Raw genomic sequence first — 18195 nt, forward strand, 5'->3', positions numbered from 1 at the left:
CAGAGGCTCCACAATTTTGCAATGCCTCCAAGTTTGATGCGGGGGCAGCTACGTTTACGATGACGGCATGACAGAAGGGCTCAGGGAGCGGAAGAAGCGCCGGACCAGGCAGCTGATCTCGGATGTGGCCACCGGGCTGTTCCTGGAGCGCGGTTTCGACGCGGTGACGGTGGCCGAGGTCGCCGAGGCCGCGGAGGTCGCCGTCAACACCGTCTACAACTACTTCCCGGCCAAGGAGGACCTCTTCCTCGACCGGAGCGCCGCCCTGGTGGAACGGCTCTCGCGGTACGTCCGCGGCCGCGACCCGGGCGAGTCGGCCGCCGCCGCGGTCCTGCGCGAGCTGCGCGGCGAGGTGGAGGCCGTCTCGCCCACCGTCGGCCTGATGGCGGGGTACGACCGGTTTCTGCGCGTCGTGCACGGTGCGGACGCCCTCAAGTCCCGCCTCTGGCACCTCCAGCAGGAGCAGCTCGTCCACCTGGCGACGACGCTGCGCGAGGAGACCGGCTCGGCGGCCGACGACCCGCTGCCGACCCTGGTGGCCGGTCAGCTCAACTGGGTGCACACGGCCCTCGCCGACGCCATCGGCCGCGAGATGACCGCGGGCCGCGCCCCGGCCGAGGTCTCCCGCGAGGCGCTCGTCCTGCTCGACGAGATGGAGGACCTGCTGGGCGAGAAGGTCCTCAACTACGCCGTACGGCCGCCCGGCTGACGGCCTCCCGGCCCGCGTCCGCGCCCCGCGGTGTGATGTCCGTCATCTGAGACGTGACGCGCATCTCTTACCCGCCAAAGGACCGCCCGCGACCGCTAACGTCACCTTGAGAGCCGTTGGGTACACAGGGCGTGAGGGGACAGCAGTGGCAAAGAAGCTCGCCGTCATCGGGGCCGGACTCATGGGGTCGGGTATCGCGCAGGTCTCCGCGCAGGCGGGCTGGGACGTCATCCTGCGCGATGTGACGGACGAGGCGCTGGCCCGCGGCAAGGGCGGCATCGAAGCCTCGTACGCGAAGTTCGTCGCCAAGGGCAAGCTGACGGCGGACGCCGCCGAGCAGGCGCTGGCCCGCATCACCACCACCACCGACCTGGACGCGGCCGCCGACGCGGACCTCGTCGTCGAGGCCGTCTTCGAGAAGATCGAGGTCAAGCGCGAGATCTTCCGGGCGCTGGACAAGCTCGCCAAGGACGAGGCGGTGCTGGCCTCCAACACCTCCGCCATCCCGATCACCAAGATCGCGGCGGCCACCTCCCGCCCCGAGCGGGTCGTGGGCACGCACTTCTTCTCGCCGGTGCCGATGATGCAGCTCTGTGAGCTGGTGCGCGGCTACAAGACCAGCGACGAAACCCTCGCCACCGCCCGGGAGTTCGCCGAGTCCGTCGGCAAGACCTGTGTCGTCGTCAACCGCGATGTCGCCGGGTTCGTGACCACCCGGCTGATCTCGGCGCTGGTCGTCGAGGCCGCGAAGCTCTACGAATCCGGCGTGGCCAGCGCCGAGGACATCGACATCGCCTGCAAGCTGGGGTTCGGCCACGCGATGGGACCGCTGGCCACCGCCGATCTGACGGGCGTGGACATCCTGCTGCACGCCGCCGACAACATCTACACCGAGTCCCAGGACGAGAAGTTCGCGCCGCCGGAGCTCATGCGGCGGATGGTCGACGCGGGCGACCTCGGCCGCAAGAGCGGGCAGGGCTTCTACGCGCACTGATGCCACGTCAGGGCCCGGTGGTCCGACGGCGTCACCCGTCCGGGGTGACTTCGGTATCGGTTCGCTTACAGGCGGCAACTTCGCCGTATGAGAGGCAGTCAGTTCGGTAGACGTCACGCACGAAGACCCATGATCTCGGGGAGCGCATATGCACATCAGGGGCGACCACGCCGAGCTGGTCGTCGGGGGCCGCCTCGACGTCCGCACCGCGGCGGACGCCCGTACGGTCCTGCACACCGCCGTCGACTCCGGCCACGGCGATCTCGTGCTGGACCTGACCGAGCTGGACTCCTGGGATGCCACCGGGCTCGGCGTGATCATGGGAGTGCACCGCCGCGCGGGCCGGGCCAACCGCCGGCTCGTGCTGCGCGGGGTGCCGGCCCAGATGCAGCGCCTCCTGGTGGCCACCCGGCTGCACCGCATTCTCGCGATCGAGGGCGGTATCGCGGCGGAGTCGCTGCCGCGCGGGTGAGCCCCCCGGCCGGCAGGGCGGCCCCGGGCGGCCGGTGCCGGCGGCGGAGCCTGTACCGTGATGCGGCAAAAGCCGCGAAACCGAGCGATTCTCACCACATCGGGGCGTTCCGGTCAGGAAGGGACCCCGGCGGTGCACCGGGGCGTTCCCCCGGTCTATGGTTCGATTCCCGGCCGTGTGCCATCAGCCGCGGCGGGCACCGGACCAGACGCGCCGGCCGAGGACTCTTCCGGCCGGCCGGAGAGTGCGGACGGCCGGAAGCGCAGTCGGCACGCCACATCTGGGGGCATTCAGCATGGACCCGAACACGCACCGGGGACCTGACGAGAACGGCGAGCAGGGCCACCCTGCCGAGCCGCCGGCGTCCGCGCCGGGCGACCCGCAGACCGGCACCGGCGGCCTCGCCCGGGTCGTCCAGCTCGTCTCGGGCAGCTACCTCGTCACCGTCAACCCCGTCGACGGCAGCGAGATCGAACCCTGCCCGCCCGGTGAGCACCCGGCCGCCCCCGGCAGGCTCGGACCGGCCGGGCGCGCGGCGGCGCCGGTGCCCCCGGAAGCGCCCGGATTCGCCGGCCACGCACTCGGCCTCGAAGAGCGCGCCGAGGACATCGAACACCTGGTACAGCTGCTCTCCCGCGGCAGGTCCGTGCGCGTCACCGGACCCGCGGGCTCGGGCCGCACCCGGCTGCTGGACGCCGTGGCCGACGCCTGCGCCGACCTCGCCCCGGACGGCGTCGTCCGGCTCTCCGGCTACCACCGCACCGCGACCGACGTGCTGTACGCGCTGTTCGCGGCGGTGCACGAGGCCACCCAGTACCGTCCCGAGCGCCCGGAACTGCTGCGGCTGCTCGCCGGTATCGGCGCGATCGTCGTCCTGGACGACCTGGAATTCGGCGGTGACGCGCTCGACGAGCTGCTCGAGGCGACCCCCGAATGCGCCTTCCTCCTCGCGGCCACCCCGGACGTCGCGGCCCCCGGCCCCGACGCGCACCTCGAAGAGGTCACCCTCGCCGGCATCGGCCTCGGCGGCTGCGTACGGATGCTGGAGCACGCCGTCGACCGGCCGCTCACCGACGACGAGGCGGCCTGGGCGGCCGACCTCTGGTACGCGTCCGAGGGGCTGCCGCTGCGCTTCGTCCAGGCCGCGGCCCTGCTGCGGCAGCGCGAGGACCGGCTGGCGGGCCCCGGTGCCCTCGACGACGGCTACGGTCTCTTCCCCGACCGGCCGCGGGACGACGCGTCCGACGGGACCGCGGAGGACGCCGGCACCTCGCTCCCGGCCCCGGACGAGGCCGCCCCGCGCCTCGCCGCCGGGCTCGGCGCCGCCGCCCGGGAGACGCTCCGCTTCGCGGTCGCGCTCGGCGGCGAGCTGCCGAGTCCGGCGCAGCTGCCGGCGCTCACCCAGGACCCGCTCGCGGAGGCCGCCCTCGGCGAACTGCTGGGCTGCGGGCTGATCACCCCGGCCGGTACCCACTTCCGGCTCGCCGCGACCGTTCAGGAGCAGCTGACCGCGGCCGGATACGCGGCAGGCGCGGCCGGACGGGCGCACACCGCCGCCCAGCACTACGCCTGGTGGGCCGGACACCCCTCGGTCACCCCCGAGCAGGTCGCCGCCGAGTCCGACGCGGTGCTGGCCGCGATGGCGGTGCTGACCGGCAGCCGGGAGAGCGGCCACACCAGCGCGGCGGTGCTGCTCGCCCGGACGGCGGCGCCCGCGTTCGCCGCGGCGCTGCACTGGAGCGCCTGGGAGCGCAGCCTGCGGCACGGCCAGGAGGCCGCGCGGCTGGCCGGCGAGGTCGCCCAAGAGGCGTATTTCCACCACGAGCTGGGCGTACTGGCACTGTGCACCGGCAGCCTCGACCGGGCGCGCGCCGAGCTGGAGGCGTCCATCGGGCTGCGCGGCGTGCTCTCCGACCGGGACGGTGCGGTCGCCGGCCGGCGGGCGCTCGCGCTGGTCGCGGACCGTACGCGGTTCGCCCGGACGGTCGGCATGCCGCAGCTCGCGGCCGGCCCCACCGCGGCGAAGGCGCGGCCCGGGACGGCCGACCCGTCGCCCGACGACGTGCCCACGACACTGGTGCCGGTCGTCGGGCAGACCGTGCCGACGGCCGTCGCCCACGGCGCCGTGGTCAGCGCGAACGCGGCCGGCGGTGCGGCCGGCGGCAAGGGTGCCGCGGCCCGTCCGGCCGGTAAGCGGGGGATCTTCGGCGGGGCGCGGCGCAACCTGGTGGCCGCCGGCGCCGGAGTGCTGCTGGCGGCCGTGCTCGGCACCGTCGTCACGCTCGGCGCCACCTCCGGCGGCGGCGACACCGACGGCGGCCAGGTCACCTCGGAGCAGAGCACGGCGCCGGACGGCGACGGCCAGGACGGGCCGTCCGAGCAGCCCGGTACGGGACCGGACCGGTCGCCCTCCGACACCGGCGCGGACCGGTCCGGGACCCCGGGCGGCGAGCTCAGCCCGTCCCCGAGCACCGGCAGCCCCGACACCAGCGGCACGCCGACCGACCCCGGCAACCGGCCCACGGACCCGACGACCGGCCCGACCCCGCCGGCCGGTTCGCCGAGCACGGGTACGGACCAGCCCCCCTCGCACAAGCCGAGCGGCAAGCCGAGCAATCCGAGCCCGACGACGGACAAGCCGACGGAGGACCCCACCACCCCGACGCCCAGCGACGATCCGACGGACAAGCCGACGACCGAGAACCCGCCGCACACGGCCGTCGGCCCGATGGGCGGCGCGTCCGGCTCCGGATCACCGGCCACCTCCGGCAACCCGTCCTCGTCCGGCCACGGCGCCGACGGCACCCCCGTCGGCTGACGCCCGCCCGGGCCCGTACGGGGGTCCGGGGGCGCCGGAGACAGCACAACGGCCCGGTACGGGGCCGGCCGCCGAACGGGCGGGCCGGCCGCGTACCGGGCCGTCGTGCTGCCGGAGCGGGCCGGGCGGGGTCAGAACAGGCGGAGCTTGTCGTCCTCGATGCCGCGCAGCCCGTTGTAGTCCAGCACGACGCAGCTCATGCCGCGGTCGGTCGCCAGCACCCGAGCCTGCGGCTTGATCTCCTGGGCCGCGAAGATGCCCTTGACCGGGGCCAGGTGCGGGTCGCGGTTGAGGAGTTCGAGATAGCGGGTGAGCTGCTCGACGCCGTCGATCTCACCGCGCCGCTTGATCTCCACGGCGACGGTCTGGCCGTCCGCGTCGCGGCACAGGATGTCCACCGGACCGATGGCGGTGGGGTATTCACGCCGAATCAGCGAATAGCCTTCGCCGAGGGTTTCGATCCGGTCGGCGAGCAGCTCCTGGAGGTGGGCCTCCACGCCGTCCTTGATGAGGCCCGGATCGACGCCGAGCTCGTGGGAGGAGTCGTGGATGATCTCCTCCAGGGTGATGATGAGCTTCTCGCCGCCCTTGTTCTCCACCGTCCACACATCACCGTCCCCCTCCTTGAGCGAGCAGGGCGGGGACATCCAGTTGAGCGGTTTGTAGGCCCGGTCGTCCGCGTGAATGGAGACGGAGCCGTCCGCTTTCACCAGGATGAGGCGGGGGGCCGAGGGGAGATGGGCTGTGAGCCGGCCCGCGTAGTCCACGGAGCAGCGGGCGATGACGAGACGCATGGTGCGTCACGCTACTCGACCGGAGGCCGCCGACGCGATTCGCCCCTGGATCGACCTGTTCGACGATGGCCGGTTGTCTGTGCATTCTCCTGGTGCGGGCCACTGGCGCGGCATACCGTTGCAGCGGGGGGTCGTGAAGCGAACACGCTCCGTCGCGATATCCCCGTGTCCCATCCCTGAGGCCCCGTCCCGGCGGGGCCGCGAGAGGAGAACCCCATGTCGCTCGACGTCTCACCGGCCCTCCTCGAACAGGCCGAGCGAGGCGAGGTCGATGAAGCGGATTTCGTCGACTGCGTCCGGACCTCCCTGCCCTACGCATGGGAGATGATCAGCTCTCTGGCGGCCCGGCTGAAGGAGGACGGTGGAGAATTCGCCGACAACCAGACGCCCCCGCCGAGCGAGTTCGCCCGCGGCCAGTTGCTGCGCGCGTTGGCGAGTAACGCCATCCGCGGGTCGCTGGAGCGCCACTTCGGTGTGCGTCTCGCCTTCCAGAATTGCCACCGGGTCGCCGTCTTCCCGCTCGACCCGTCGGTGGACGACCGCCTGGCCCGATTCACCTCCGTACGGGGCCAGCTGCTGAACCAGTCGCCCGAACTGCGCGACTGCTGACCGGAGTTGCTGCCGCTGCGCACGTGGAAGCGGGCACCTTCGGTGCCGGTGCGCCAGCGGCAGCACCACCGGACAGCTACCTGACCTCACCAGAGCACGGCGCCCTCGCACCACCGCACGGCCACCGGCGGCCGCACCACAGGGCACGCCGGGGCGCTGCCGCGGGCCGCTCCGCCGGAGGCGGCGGGGTCACCCCAGCTGCGGCAGGACCTCCGCGCCCAGGCGGCGGACGTTCTCCTCGGTGGCGGCGAGATCGCCGGAGCCCTCGACGAGCAGCGCGTACCTCGTGATGCCCGTACGCTCCGCCGAGGCCGCCAGCCGGTCCGCGCACAGCCGTGGCGGACCGACGGGATGCAGCGCGCACAGCAGCTCCGTATAGGCCAGCGGATCGCGCATCGAGCGGTAGCGGCCGTCGACGGTCACATGCGCGCCGAGCCCCTGCCGCAGCCAGCCGGGCATCGCCTTCGTCAGCGACTCCGTCGCGTCCTGGCGGGCATCGGCGATCTGCACCACCCCCGCCGACACATGCGCGGCCGCGGCCACTTCGTCGCCGTCCCGGCCGGCTTCCAGGGCGGCCGACCGCCACAGCGCGACCATCTCCGCCTTCTCCTCGTCCCCGCAGTGCATCCCCACCAGCATCGGCAGCCCGCGCGCGGCGGCCAGCCGGACCGACGCGGGCGAGGTACACGCCACCACCACCGGAGGGCCCGGGGGACCGGCCGACGGGTCGTCCGGATCGGCGAGCGACTCGATCGGCCGGGGCACGACCGCCACCTCCCGGAACGCGTAGCGCTCGCCCGCCGCGCCCACCCGGGGCTCCCGCAGCCAGCGCAGCAGCAGATCCAGGGCCTCCGGGAAACCGTGGTCGTACGCGGCGAGTCCGGCGCCGAAGACCTCCAGATCCACCCACGGCCCGCCCCGGCCGACACCGAGCGTGAACCGGCCGTCGGAGGTGAGATGCAGCAGCGCCGCCTGCTCGCCGAGGGCCACCGGATGCTGGGTCGGCAGCACACTGACCGCCGTCCCGACCCCGATCCGGCGGGTCCGCCCCAGCAGCAGCGCGGCCAGCGTCACCGCGGACGGGCAGACGCCGTACGGTACGAAATGGTGTTCCGCCAGCCAGACGTCGTCGAGCCCGGCCTCCTCCGCGACCTCCGCGGAGCGCACCGCGCGGTGCAGCGTCTCGCCCTGTCCCTGGCCCGGAAATTGAGCGGCCAGGATGAAAGCCCCAACGCGCATCGTTCTCTGCCTCCCTCGCAGCCGACGCGGCCTCCCCCACACGGGCAACAACGTCTGACACGTGCCATGGGCACGGCCTGGCGGGAAATCTCCAGATGATCGCAGAAACGTATCGGGCGGCGCCTACCCATGACCGAGCCGCGTACGCTGGTGACAGCCCGTGATCCCGTAAATTTCCGAGGTGCCCAGTGTCTCCGCGTCGAAACCGTCAGCGCGTCGGTGCGCAGCCCACCGAGCACGTGGACGGGGACCGTTACGGTCTGGAACGCACGGAAGAGTGGCGCGGCGAGGAGTGGGTCGTCCGGCAGGTCGCCGGCGCCGGTGCGGCCAAGCACTACCGCTGCCCCGGCTGCGACCAGGAGATCCCGCCCGGCGTCCCGCATGTCGTCAGCTGGCCGCAGCACGGCGATGTGGACGACCGCAGACACTGGCACCGGGCGTGCTGGACAGCACGGGACCGCCGGAGCGCACGGCTCCAGCGGTCCCGGAACGCGCCCAGATACTGAGCGCTCGCGCGGTGCGCGGAATCAGACGTCGCGCTTGGCCAGCACGGCGTAGGCGCTGCCGAGGGCGACCGCGGTGAGGCCCGTCATGATCCACAACGGGTCCCAGCCCGAGGGGCCGTTGTCGGTCACGGCGCTGCTGTACATCGCGCCGAGCTGGCTGGGGATCGCGTACTCCAGCAGCCATGCGCGGACGTCCGACAGGCTCTCCGCCATCATGAAGATCGCCAGCACGAGCGGCAGCAGGTAGAGGCCGATCATGAGCGTGATCGCGCCCGCGGAGTGCCGCAGCAGCGAACCGAGGGCGAGCGCGAACAGTCCGGTCATCGCGACGAAGAGGCTGACGCCCACGGTCGCCTTGAACCAGTCGCCGCCGGTCGGCGCCTCCGTCGTCATATCGCCGAGCAGGGCGGTGTTGAGGAGCGCTACCAGCACGGTGGTGACCAGGGAGACGGCGAAGCTCAGCGCGAAGAAGACGATCGCCTTGGCGGTCAGTATCCGGGCGCGGCTCGGGCAGGCGGTCAGGGTGGTGCGGATCATGCCGGTGCCGTACTCGGAGGTGATGACCAGCACGCCCAGTGTGAGCAGGCACATCAGGCCCATCATCATGCCGAACGTGCCGAAGCTCAGGGGCGAGGTGTTCCCGAGCCGGCCGCCGCTGCTGGCGACCACCGTGGCGGTCAGCAGGCTGATGCCCAGGACCAGGACGACCATCACGCCCAGCGTCCAGAGCGTCGAGCGCACCGAGCGGATCTTCGTCCACTCGGAGGCCAGCGCATCGCCGAGGTGGGTACGGCGCACCGGGATCGGCGAGACGTAACCGCCGCCGCCCTGCCAGTTGGGTCCGGGCTGCGGCTGGGGGTGTCCCTGCGGGTGTCCCTGCGGGGGGATCGGGGGCTGTCCCTGGTGCTGCGGGCCGCCGGGCGCGGCTCCGGCGTACGCGGGCCGGGGCTGCGGCTGGGGCATGCCCGGAGCCTGGGCCTGGGCCTGGGCCGGAGCCTGGGCCTGGAGCAGCATCGTGCCCGGCTCCTCGGCGGGCACGGACCGCTCGGGTGCCGACTGGGCCTGGAGCAGCATCGTGCCGGCCTCCCCGGCCGGTGCGGAGTGCTCCGGAGCGGGCTGCTGAACGGCCGGACCCGGCTGCTCCGGCTGCGGCTGCTGGGCCGCCTGCGGCTGCGGCTGTGCCTGCGGCTGCTGCGGCGGGGCCGGCGGTGCGGCCGGTATCGGCTGCCGGGCCTGCGGGGTGTCGTTCGGCTCAGGCTGCGCCTGGGGCTGCGGCTGCTGAGGGCTGGTCATCGGGCGTCCTCGTGGTGCGGCGTGGTCGGGGCGGCGGCGGCGGGGGCGGCGGGCGGCATCGGCGCGGCGGGCTGCGGCTGCTGCCCGTACGGGTGGGGTGCGCCGTACGGACCGGGTGCCCCGTACGGGTGACCCTGGGCCTGGCCGGGACCGGGCGGCGGATAGCCCTGCCCCGGTGCGGCCCCGGGCGCCTGCTGCCCGTACGGGTTCTGCTGCGCGTACGGGTTCGGCTGCGCCTGGCCGGGGTGACCGGGCCCGCCCTGCGGGCCGGGGGCGTACCCGGGGCCCGCGTAGCCCTGCGGCGGGCCACCCTGCGGCGCGTACCCGGCGGGCGGCCCCTGGAGACCGGCCCGCGGGTCGGCCGTCGAGCGGTAGTCCACGGCGCCCTGCGTCATCCGCATGTACGCCTCCTCCAGGGACGCCTGGTGCGGCGACAGCTCCCACAGCCGGATGTCGGCCGCGTGCGCGAGCTCACTGATACGGGGCAGCGGCAGCCCGGTCACCCGCAGCGCACCGTCCTGCTCGGCCGTGGTCCGGCCGCCCGCCTCGCCGAGCACCGCGGCCAGCTTCTCGCGCTGCTCGGGCTCGGTGTCGGGGGTGCGCACCCGCGCGAAATCGGCGGAGTTGGCCGAGATGAAGTCCGTGACGGACATGTCCGCCAGCAACTGGCCCCGGCCGATCACGATCAGATGGTCGGCGGTGAGCGCCATCTCGCTCATCAGGTGTGAGGAGACGAAGACCGTACGGCCCTCGGCGGCGAGCTGCTTCATCAGATTGCGCACCCACAGGATGCCTTCGGGGTCGAGGCCGTTGACCGGCTCGTCGAAGAGCAGCACCTGCGGGTCGCCGAGCAGTGCCGCCGCGATGCCCAGCCGCTGGCCCATACCCAGCGAGAAGCCGCTGGAGCGGCGCTTGGCGACATCCTGGAGGCCCACCACGCCGAGCACCTCGTCGACCCGGCGGGCCGGGATGCCGGACAACTGGGCGAGCGAGAGCAGATGCTGACGCGCGCTGCGGCCGCCGTGCACGGCCTTGGCGTCGAGCAGCGCGCCCACCTGGCGGGGGGCGTTGGGGAGCTTGCGGAAGGGGTGGCCGCCCACGGTCGCATGCCCCGAGGTCGGTGTGTCCAGGCCCAGGATCATGCGCATCGTCGTCGACTTGCCGGAGCCGTTGGGCCCCAGGAAGCCGGTGACCATGCCCGGCCGTACCTGGAACGACAGGTTGTGCACGGCCGTCTTGGCGCCGTAGCGCTTCGTCAGGCCGACTGCCTCGATCATTCTCCGCCCCTCGCGAGATCGTCGGGGCAGAGGTCCCTCGTGCCCCCCGTGAGGGTTATGAGGCTATCCGGATGTTGACGGTTCCCGCCAAAACGGGTGCGGGGGCCCGTGACGGACCGTCCGGCCGGAGCCCCGCCGGTCAGGCGTCGCGCCGCTTCAGCAGGACGAACCCGCCGAGCAGCGCGGCCAGCACCCAGCCGACCATGATGGCCAGACCGCCCCACGGGCCGTACGTCACATGGTCGTTGACCCGCGGGACCACCTGCATGATCTTCTGGCCCGCCTGGTCGGGGAGATAGCGGCCGATCTTCCGGGTCGCCGGGACGTTGCCGAGGATGCTGGAGATCAGGAAGAAGAACGGCATCAGGATGCCCAGCGACAGCAGCGGGCTGCGCAGCATCGTGGCCACGCCCATGGAGAACAGCGCGATCAGCGTCATGTAGAGGCCGCCGCCGATCACCGCGCGCAGCACGTTCGGGTCGCCGAGGTGCGCCCGGTGGCCGCCCAGCACCGCCTGCCCGGCGAAGAACGCCGCAAAGCTGGTCGCCAGGCCCACGACGCACACCAGCGCCGTGGCCACCGCGAGTTTGCAGGCGAGGAAGGTGCCGCGCTGCGGGACGGCGGCGAGCGAGGTGCGGATCATGCCGGTGCTGTACTCGTTGGAGACGACCAGCACGCCGAAGACGATCATCGCCAGCTGGCCCAGGCCCATCCCGGCGAAGCTGGCGTTGGTGGGGTCGAAGGCGATCTGGTCCTTGGCCGCCAGCGAACCGAAGTCGCTCTTGGCCAGGAGGCAGAGCAGCACCCCCAGGGCGACGGTGATCACCACGGCGATGCCGAGCGTCCACACCGTGGACTGCACCGACCTGATCTTGGTCCACTCCGACCGCAGGACCTGTGTGACCGCCGACATCGTCAGCTCCCCTTCCGCTGCCAGTCCGCTCCCCAGCCGCCGCCCTGCGGGGCATCCGGCCCCGGGCCGCCCGCGGCCGCGGCGACCGCGGGCACCGCGGACCGCGCCGCCGGCGGTTCGCCGTCGTGTGCGTGGTACTCCACCGATTCGGCGGTGAGCCGCATGAACGCCTCTTCCAGGGAAGCCTGCTGAGGGCTCAGCTCGTGCAGGACGAGTTGCTGCCGGGCGGCCAGTTCGCCCAGCCGGGTCGCGGGCACCCCGTCGATCTCCAGCGAGCCGTCGTCGGCCGCCACCGCCCGGATGCCCGCGCTGTGCAGCATGTCGCGCAGCCGCTCCTGTTCCGGCGACCGCATCCGGACGTAGGACCGTGAGTTCTGGTGGATGAAATCGGCCATCGAGGTGTCCGCCAGCAGCCTGCCCTGTCCGATCACGACCAGATGGTCGGCGGTGAGCGCCATCTCGCTCATCAGGTGCGAGGAGACGAAGACCGTACGTCCGCGGTGCGCGAGGTTCCGCATCACCGTGCGGATCCAGTGGATGCCCTCCGGGTCGAGGCCGTTGACCGGCTCGTCGAACATCAGGATCTCCGGGTCGCCGAGCAGCGCCGCGGCGATGCCCAGCCGCTGCCCCATACCGAGCGAGAACCCCTTCGAGCGCTGGGTGGCGACGGTGCTCAGCCCGACCGTGTCCAGCACCTCGCCGACCCGCCGGCGCGGAATGCCGTTGCTCTGCGCCAGACAGAGCAGATGGTTGTAGGCGCTCCGGCCGCCGTGCACCGCCTGCGCGTCCAGCAGCGCCCCGATGTACCGCAGCGGGTCCTTGAGCTGCCGGTAGTGCTTCCCGTCGATACGGACCGTGCCGGCCGTCGGATTGTCCAGGTCGAGCATCATCCGCATGGTCGTCGACTTGCCCGCCCCGTTGGGGCCGAGGAAACCGGTGACGATGCCGGGCCGCACCGTGAAGGAGAGATGGTCCACGGCGAGCTTCTCGCCGTAGCGCTTGGTCAGCCCGTCCAGCTCGATCATGTACAGCACGCTAGGCGCGACCCGGGACCCGCGCCACCGGGAGCGGCGCCCGGCCCGGCCGCGGCACGACCGCGCCCCCGCACCGCCGGAGGGGCGGTACGGGGGCGCCGGGAATCAGTTCCGCGCGGCCTGCGGCCGACGCGTCAGCGGGACTGCTGGGCCGGGACGCCGCGGGTGAGGGTCTCGTCCTCGCCCGGGGAACCGGCCGCGGCGACGGCCGCACCGGTCAGCGTCGCCAGCATCTCGCGGACGTTCGTCAGCTGCGCGTTGATGGAGTCGCGGCGGTTCGTCAGCGCCGCCAGCTCGCGCTCCGACTCGCTGCGGATCCGGTCGGCCTTGGCATTGGCGTCGGCCACGATGTCCTCGGCCTGGCGCTGTGCGGTCTCCACCGTCTGGCGGGCCCGGCGCTCCGCGTCCGTCCGCAGCTTCTCGGCCTCCAGCCGCAGCTGCTCGGCGCGGTGCTCGATCTCCGCGAGACGCTTCTCCGCCTTGGCCTGACGGGAGGCCAGGTCGCGCTCGGACTGCTCCCGGCGCTTGGCGAGATTGGTCTCGAAGTCGGCGGCGGCCTGCGCGGCCTTGGCGCGGGTCTCCTCGAAGAGGCTCTCCGCCTCCTCACGCTTGGACTGCGCGTCCTTCTGGGCCTCGGAGCGCAGCGTGGACGCCTCGCCCTTGGCCTTCTCGACGATCCGGGCGCCCTCGTCCTCCGCCTTCGACTTGCGCTCGGAGGCGAACTGCTCGGCGTCGTTACGGACCTGCTGGGCGGACGACTCGGCCAGCTCGCGGTGCTGCTCGGCGGCCCGCCGGGCCTCCTCACGCAGATCCTTGGCCTCCTCCTCGGCCAGCCGGAGGATCTTCTCCACGCGCGCACCGAGGCCCGCGTAGGACGGCTCCGCGTCATTGACCTGGGCCTGGGCGTTCTGCGTTTCGAGGTGCAGCTCCTCGATCCGCTTCTCCAGTGAGGTGATGCGGGCCAGAGCACTGTCACGATCGGCGACGAGCTTCGTAATGCGGTCGTCCACCTGACCGCGGTCGTATCCACGCCGCACGAGCTCGAAGCCGAAAGGGGAGGAAGTGTCGCTCATGGGGTTCCTGTCGAAAGAGACCGGTGAGGTGTTTTAAGGGGAATCCTAGGGGCCTTAACGGCGTGTCATCGAGTCAATGCACGTTTGTTGTGGAGAATGACCCCTCATTTGAGTGGCTACCCCTCGGACTGCTTGCCACTCGAACGAGTTGCCCCCGCGCCCGCGGCGGCCTTCGTGCCGCCGCCCTTGCCTTCCGCGCCCCCCGTGGGCGTCTCGAACGACTCCAGCGCCTCCAGCACATCCTGGACGCGGGAGATCTCGGTGTTGATGTCCTTGCGCCGGCGCGCCAGGACCTCCAGCTCGTGTTTGCCCTCGTCGACGATCCTGGTCGCCTCCGCCTCGGCCTCGGCGCGCCTGCGGTCCGCGTCGCGCACGGCCTCGGCCTTCTTGTTCTCGGCCTCCTTGATGAGGGTCTCGGCCTTCTTCACCGCCGCGATCCGGACCTTGCTCGCCTCGCTGTTCGCCTTCGACAGCAGCTGCTCGGCCTTCTCCTCGGCCTCCGTCTGCTGCGCGGTGGCCTGCGCGATGAGCTTGTCGACGCGCTCGCCGGCATTCTTCATCGCCTCCGACGCCTCGCGGCGGGCCCGGTCGTGCAGCTCCTCGACCTCGCTCTCGATCCGCGTCCGCAGCTCCTCCGTGCGGTCCCTTATCGCCGTGGCGTCCCCACGGGCCTCGGCCAGCAGCGTGTTCGCGTCCGTACGGGCCTTCTCCACCCGCGTGTTGCCCGCCACCGTCGCCTCCATGACGATCCGGTCGGCCTCCTTGCGGGCCGCCCCGACCATCGCGTCCGCCTGCTCCTCGGCCGCCGCGGCGGCGCGCAGCGCCTCCTCCTGGGCCTTCGCGACGAGCTGGTCGGCCTGCTCCGCGGCGTCCGCGCGGCGCTTGGCGGCGTCCGCGCGGGCCTCGTCCAGCAGCCGGTCCGCCTCCTGCCGCGCCTCGGCCCGCAGCCGCTCCGCCTCCGCGGTGGCGTCCGCCTCGACCTTCGCGGACTCGGCGCGGGTGCGGTTGGCGTGCTCCTGCGCGGAGGTGACCGTCTCGGCCGCGTCCGCCCGCAGCCGGTCCGCCTCCCCGGTGGCCGTCGCGATCATCCGGTCCGCCTGCTCGCGGGCGTCGGCCCGGGTGCGGTCCGCGTCCCGGTCGGCCGCCGCGGAGGTCTCCGCCGCCTCCGCGCCCAGCCGCCCGGCCTCCGCGGTGGCCTCCGCGATCAGCTCGTCGGCCTGCGCCGCAGCGTCCGAACGGGTCTTGTTCGCCGCCTCGCGTGCCTGGTCGCCGCTGCGCTCCGCCTCGGCACGCGCCGTCTCCAGCACCTCGGCCGCCTCGGCCCGCAGCCGCTCCGCGGCCTCGGTCGCCTCCCGGACCATCGCGAGCGCCTGCTTCTCGCCGTCCGTCCGCAGCCGGTTGGCGGCCCGCTCGCCCTCCTCGACCGTACGGTCCGCGTCCTCCTGCGCCGAAGACGTCAGCTCGGCGGCCTCGGTGACGATCCGTTCGGCCTCCGCGCGCGCCTCGGTGAGCAGCCGGTCGACCTGCTCGGCGGCGTCCGACCGCATCCGGTTGGCGTCGTCCCGCGCCTCCGCACGGGCCCGTGCCGCGTCCTGCTCACCGGACGCCAGCGCGTCCGACGCGTCAGTACGCAGCTGCTGCGCCTTCGCCGACGCGTCCGTGACCAGCTTCTCCGCCTGCGCGGTCGCCTCCGACACCAGGCGGCCGGCCTGCTCCGCGGCGTCCGCGCGCACCGATTCGGCGTCCTTGCGCGCCGTCTCCAGTACCTCGGCCGCCTCCGCGCGCAGCCCCTCGGCCTCCTCGATGGCCTCCGAAACCGCCCGCTCCGCAAGGGACTTGGCAGCCTCCGAAGCCTCCTGCGCCTCACTGCGCACCCGCGCCGCGTCGGCCGTGGCGCGCTCGCGCTCGTCGTGCGCGTCGGCGCGGACCCGGTCCGCCTCCTCCTGCGCCTCGGACTTGGTGCGCTCCGCGGCGTGCTCGGCCGCCGAACGCAGCCCGGCGATCTCCTCGTCGGCCTGCTCGTGCAGCCCCGCGACCGCGTCCCGTACCTGCTGGGCGGTCGTCTCGGCCGTCGCCACCAGCTCGTTCGCGCGCCGGTCCGCCTCCTCGACCAGCCGCTCCGCCTCCGCCTGCGCCTCGCTCACCCGGGTACGGGCCGACGCCAGCAGCTCTTCGCTCTGCTCCTGCGCCGCGGTGCGCTCCTGGTGGGCCTCCTCGCGGGCCTCGCCCAGCAGCTGCTCGGCCTCCCGGCGCCGCCGGGCCGCCTCCTCCTGGGCCGCGGCCAGCTCCTGGGCCGCCTCCGTCCCCGTGCGCTCGGCCGCCGCCGCCGCCTCCGCGCGCACCCGGTCGGCGGTCTCCTGCGCCGCCTCCTTCAGGCGCGCCGCCTCGGCCGTCGCCTCGGTGCGCAGCCGCCCGGCCACCGACTCGCCCTCGGCACGCGCCGCCGCGGCGTCCGCGGCCGCCTCCGTGCGCAGCCGCTCGGTCTCCTCCTCGGCCTGCTGCTGCGAGGTACGGATCCGCTCGGCGGACTCCGACTTGAGCCGGGCCGCCTCCTCCTGCGACTCCCGGCGCAGCCGCTCCGCCTCCGCGCGGGCCTCGCGCAGCGCCTCCTCGGCGGCGGCGACCTTGTCCGACGCCTCAGTGTGCAGCCGGTCGAGTTCGGCCTGCGCCTCGGCCTGCCGCTCCGCGGCGGCCTGCTCGGCCTCGGCCCGCAGCCGCTCGGCGGACTCCTCCGCCTCCGTCGTCACCGTCTCGGCGGCCTGGGCGCCCTCGAAGAGCAGCTCCTCGGCCTCCGTACGGGCCTTCTCCAGCACCTCCTCGGCCTGCCGGCGCAGCGCCGTGGCGCGCTCGGTGGCCTCGGTCCGCACCCGCTCGCTCTCGGTGCCGGCGCTCGAACGGGTCTCCTCGGCATCGGCCTTGGCCTTGGTCAGCAGCTCCTCGGCGGTACCGGCCGCCTCCTCGATCTGCTGGACGGCCTCCCGGCGGGCCTCGCCGCGGATCCGCTCGCCCTCGGCGACCGCGTCCGCCCGCAGCTGCTCCGCCTCGCCGCGCAGCCGGCGGGCCTCCTCCTGGAGCTCGGCGGTCTTGGCGCGGTACTCCTTCGTGTCGTCCTTCGCCGCGCCCTTGAGCTGCGCCGCGGTGTCGTGCGCCTCCTCGCGGAGCCGGTCCGCCTCGGTCTCGGCCTCCCGGCGCAGCCGCTCGGCCTCCTCGGCGGCGGCCTTGGTGGTGGCCTTGGCCTCCTCGGACGCCTTGGTCAGCACCTCCTCCGCGGTCCGCGCCGCCTTCGCCAGCTGCGCCGCGGAATCCTCCGCCGCCTTGGACCGCGCGCTCTCCTGCGCCTCGGCGATCAGCCGCTCGGACTCCGCGCGGGCGTCCGCGCGCAGCTGCTCGGCCTCGGCCCTGAGGTCCTCGGCCTCCTTCGTCGCCTCGCCGACCAGCCGCGCGATCTCCGCCTTGGCCGTACGGGTGCGCTGCTCGTTCTCGGACTCGGCGGCCGAAAGCCGCTTGGTGGCGCTCTGCTGCGCCTCGTCGACCAGCTTCTCCGCCGCGGCCCGCGCCTCGCGCAGCGCGGCGTCCGCCTCCTGGATGCGCGCCTCGGCCGTGCGGGTCAGCTCGGCGGCCTGCCGGCGCGCCTCCTCGGACTCGCTGCCGGCGCTGGTGCGCAGCTGCTCGGCCTGGTCCGTGGCCTCCTGGGCCTGGCTGGACGCGGCGGCCAGCAGCCGCTCGGCGTCCGAACGCGCCCGGCGCAAAATGCTTTCCGCTTCGGCGCGGGCCTGTTCGGCCTCGGCGCCCAGCCGCTCACGGGCCCGCTCCGCCAGCCGCTGTGCCTCGGCGCGCGCGGCGCCCAGCGACTGTTCGGCCTCCGCCCGGGACTCCTCCATCAGGCGGCGGGCCTGGGACTCCGTACGGGCCCGCAGCTGCTCGGCCCAGGCGACGTTCTCGTTGACGTGCGATTCGACGGTCTGGCGGCGCTCGTTGAGCTCCTCGTCCAGCCGCTGCCGGCGGCCGACCGCCTCCGCGTGCAGCTCCGCCTCCAGCCGGGCCTGCCGCTCGGCCTGCTCCTGCAACAGCCGCTGGGTCTGCGCACGGGCCTCGCGCAGCTCGCGCTCGGAGTCCGCGCGCAACTGGTCGGCCTGGATCTGGGCGTTGCGCAGCAGCTGGTCGGCCTGATGGCTGACGTTGTCGTAGGCAGGACGGGTCGCGAGGTTGCGGCGCGCCTCGTGGAGCTTGGCGCGCAGCACCTCGACCTGATAGCCGAGATCGTCGGCGTGCTGGACGGCCTTGTCCCGCTGGGTCTTCAGCCGCTCCATCTCGGCTTCGAACTGCGAGAGGTGATCGTCAGCCTCGTAGCGGTCGTTGCCCCGCACTGCGCGGTCCCATCCGTCCCCTGGTCATGGTGGCGGCCGGCTCCGTCCTTCTCGCGACTCGTCCCATACACGTCATGTCGTACCGGATTCGCTCGCG

14 protein-coding genes are annotated in these 18195 nt (G+C 73.4%); 6 read left to right on the forward strand and 8 right to left on the reverse strand.

From position 1 onward, the window contains the following. Window positions 1-67 precede the first annotated feature (67 nt). From ACLJWH_RS35540 to ACLJWH_RS35555, 4 genes are all read left to right on the forward strand, one after another. Window positions 68-709, forward strand: coding sequence for a TetR/AcrR family transcriptional regulator (locus ACLJWH_RS35540; RefSeq protein WP_411145922.1), 642 nt, complete (start codon window positions 68-70; stop codon window positions 707-709). A gap of 145 nt (window positions 710-854) precedes the next feature. Continuing rightward, complete coding sequence (locus ACLJWH_RS35545) at window positions 855-1703, forward strand: 3-hydroxyacyl-CoA dehydrogenase family protein (RefSeq protein ID WP_411145923.1); 849 nt, start codon at window positions 855-857, stop codon at window positions 1701-1703. Window positions 1704-1851: 148 nt separating this feature from the next. Further along, on the forward strand, window positions 1852-2175 hold the full coding sequence (locus ACLJWH_RS35550) for an STAS domain-containing protein (protein WP_411145924.1): 324 nt from the start codon (window positions 1852-1854) through the stop codon (window positions 2173-2175). Between the two features lie 295 nt (window positions 2176-2470). Continuing rightward, window positions 2471-4993, forward strand: coding sequence for an ATP-binding protein (locus tag ACLJWH_RS35555; protein ID WP_411145925.1), 2523 nt, complete (start codon window positions 2471-2473; stop codon window positions 4991-4993). A 131-nt stretch (window positions 4994-5124) separates the two neighbouring features. On the opposite strand, the gene nucS is transcribed toward ACLJWH_RS35555, so the two are convergent. Next, entirely contained in the window at window positions 5125-5787 is a 663-nt protein-coding gene (gene nucS / locus ACLJWH_RS35560; RefSeq protein ID WP_411145926.1) for an endonuclease NucS, read from the reverse strand. A 216-nt stretch (window positions 5788-6003) separates the two neighbouring features. Here nucS and ACLJWH_RS35565 point away from each other — a divergent pair, with 216 nt between their 5' ends. Then, window positions 6004-6396 carry an SCO5389 family protein gene (locus ACLJWH_RS35565; protein WP_052856430.1) on the forward strand — a complete coding sequence of 131 codons (393 nt, stop codon included), beginning with the start codon at window positions 6004-6006 and terminating at the stop codon, window positions 6394-6396. Between the two features lie 189 nt (window positions 6397-6585). Here the strand turns inward: ACLJWH_RS35565 and ACLJWH_RS35570 are convergent, their stop codons facing one another. Beyond that, a complete protein-coding gene (locus ACLJWH_RS35570; protein WP_411145927.1) occupies window positions 6586-7635 on the reverse strand; it encodes an LLM class flavin-dependent oxidoreductase in 1050 nt (349 codons plus the stop codon). Window positions 7636-7823: 188 nt separating this feature from the next. Here ACLJWH_RS35570 and ACLJWH_RS35575 point away from each other — a divergent pair, with 188 nt between their 5' ends. Further along, a complete protein-coding gene (locus tag ACLJWH_RS35575; RefSeq protein ID WP_411145928.1) occupies window positions 7824-8141 on the forward strand; it encodes an ATP/GTP-binding protein in 318 nt (105 codons plus the stop codon). 21 nt (window positions 8142-8162) lie between these two features. On the opposite strand, the gene ACLJWH_RS35580 is transcribed toward ACLJWH_RS35575, so the two are convergent. The 6 genes from ACLJWH_RS35580 to scy form a co-directional block, all read right to left on the reverse strand. Then, window positions 8163-9104 carry an ABC transporter permease subunit gene (locus ACLJWH_RS35580; RefSeq protein WP_411145967.1) on the reverse strand — a complete coding sequence of 314 codons (942 nt, stop codon included), beginning with the start codon at window positions 9102-9104 and terminating at the stop codon, window positions 8163-8165. A gap of 326 nt (window positions 9105-9430) precedes the next feature. Further along, complete coding sequence (locus ACLJWH_RS35585) at window positions 9431-10711, reverse strand: ABC transporter ATP-binding protein (RefSeq protein ID WP_411145929.1); 1281 nt, start codon at window positions 10709-10711, stop codon at window positions 9431-9433. Between the two features lie 139 nt (window positions 10712-10850). Then, window positions 10851-11624 carry an ABC transporter permease gene (locus ACLJWH_RS35590; protein ID WP_411145930.1) on the reverse strand — a complete coding sequence of 258 codons (774 nt, stop codon included), beginning with the start codon at window positions 11622-11624 and terminating at the stop codon, window positions 10851-10853. Window positions 11625-11626: 2 nt separating this feature from the next. Then, window positions 11627-12649 carry an ATP-binding cassette domain-containing protein gene (locus tag ACLJWH_RS35595; protein WP_411145931.1) on the reverse strand — a complete coding sequence of 341 codons (1023 nt, stop codon included), beginning with the start codon at window positions 12647-12649 and terminating at the stop codon, window positions 11627-11629. Window positions 12650-12792: 143 nt separating this feature from the next. Continuing rightward, entirely contained in the window at window positions 12793-13731 is a 939-nt protein-coding gene (locus ACLJWH_RS35600; protein WP_411145932.1) for a cellulose-binding protein, read from the reverse strand. A gap of 116 nt (window positions 13732-13847) precedes the next feature. Continuing rightward, window positions 13848-18098: a polarized growth protein Scy gene (scy, locus tag ACLJWH_RS35605; RefSeq protein WP_411145933.1), complete on the reverse strand. Its 4251-nt coding sequence runs from the start codon at window positions 18096-18098 to the stop codon at window positions 13848-13850. Window positions 18099-18195: the final 97 nt, after the last annotated feature.

The sequence above is a fragment of the Streptomyces sp. x-80 genome, assembly GCF_046549095.1.
GTDB lineage: Bacteria > Actinomycetota > Actinomycetes > Streptomycetales > Streptomycetaceae > Streptomyces > Streptomyces celluloflavus.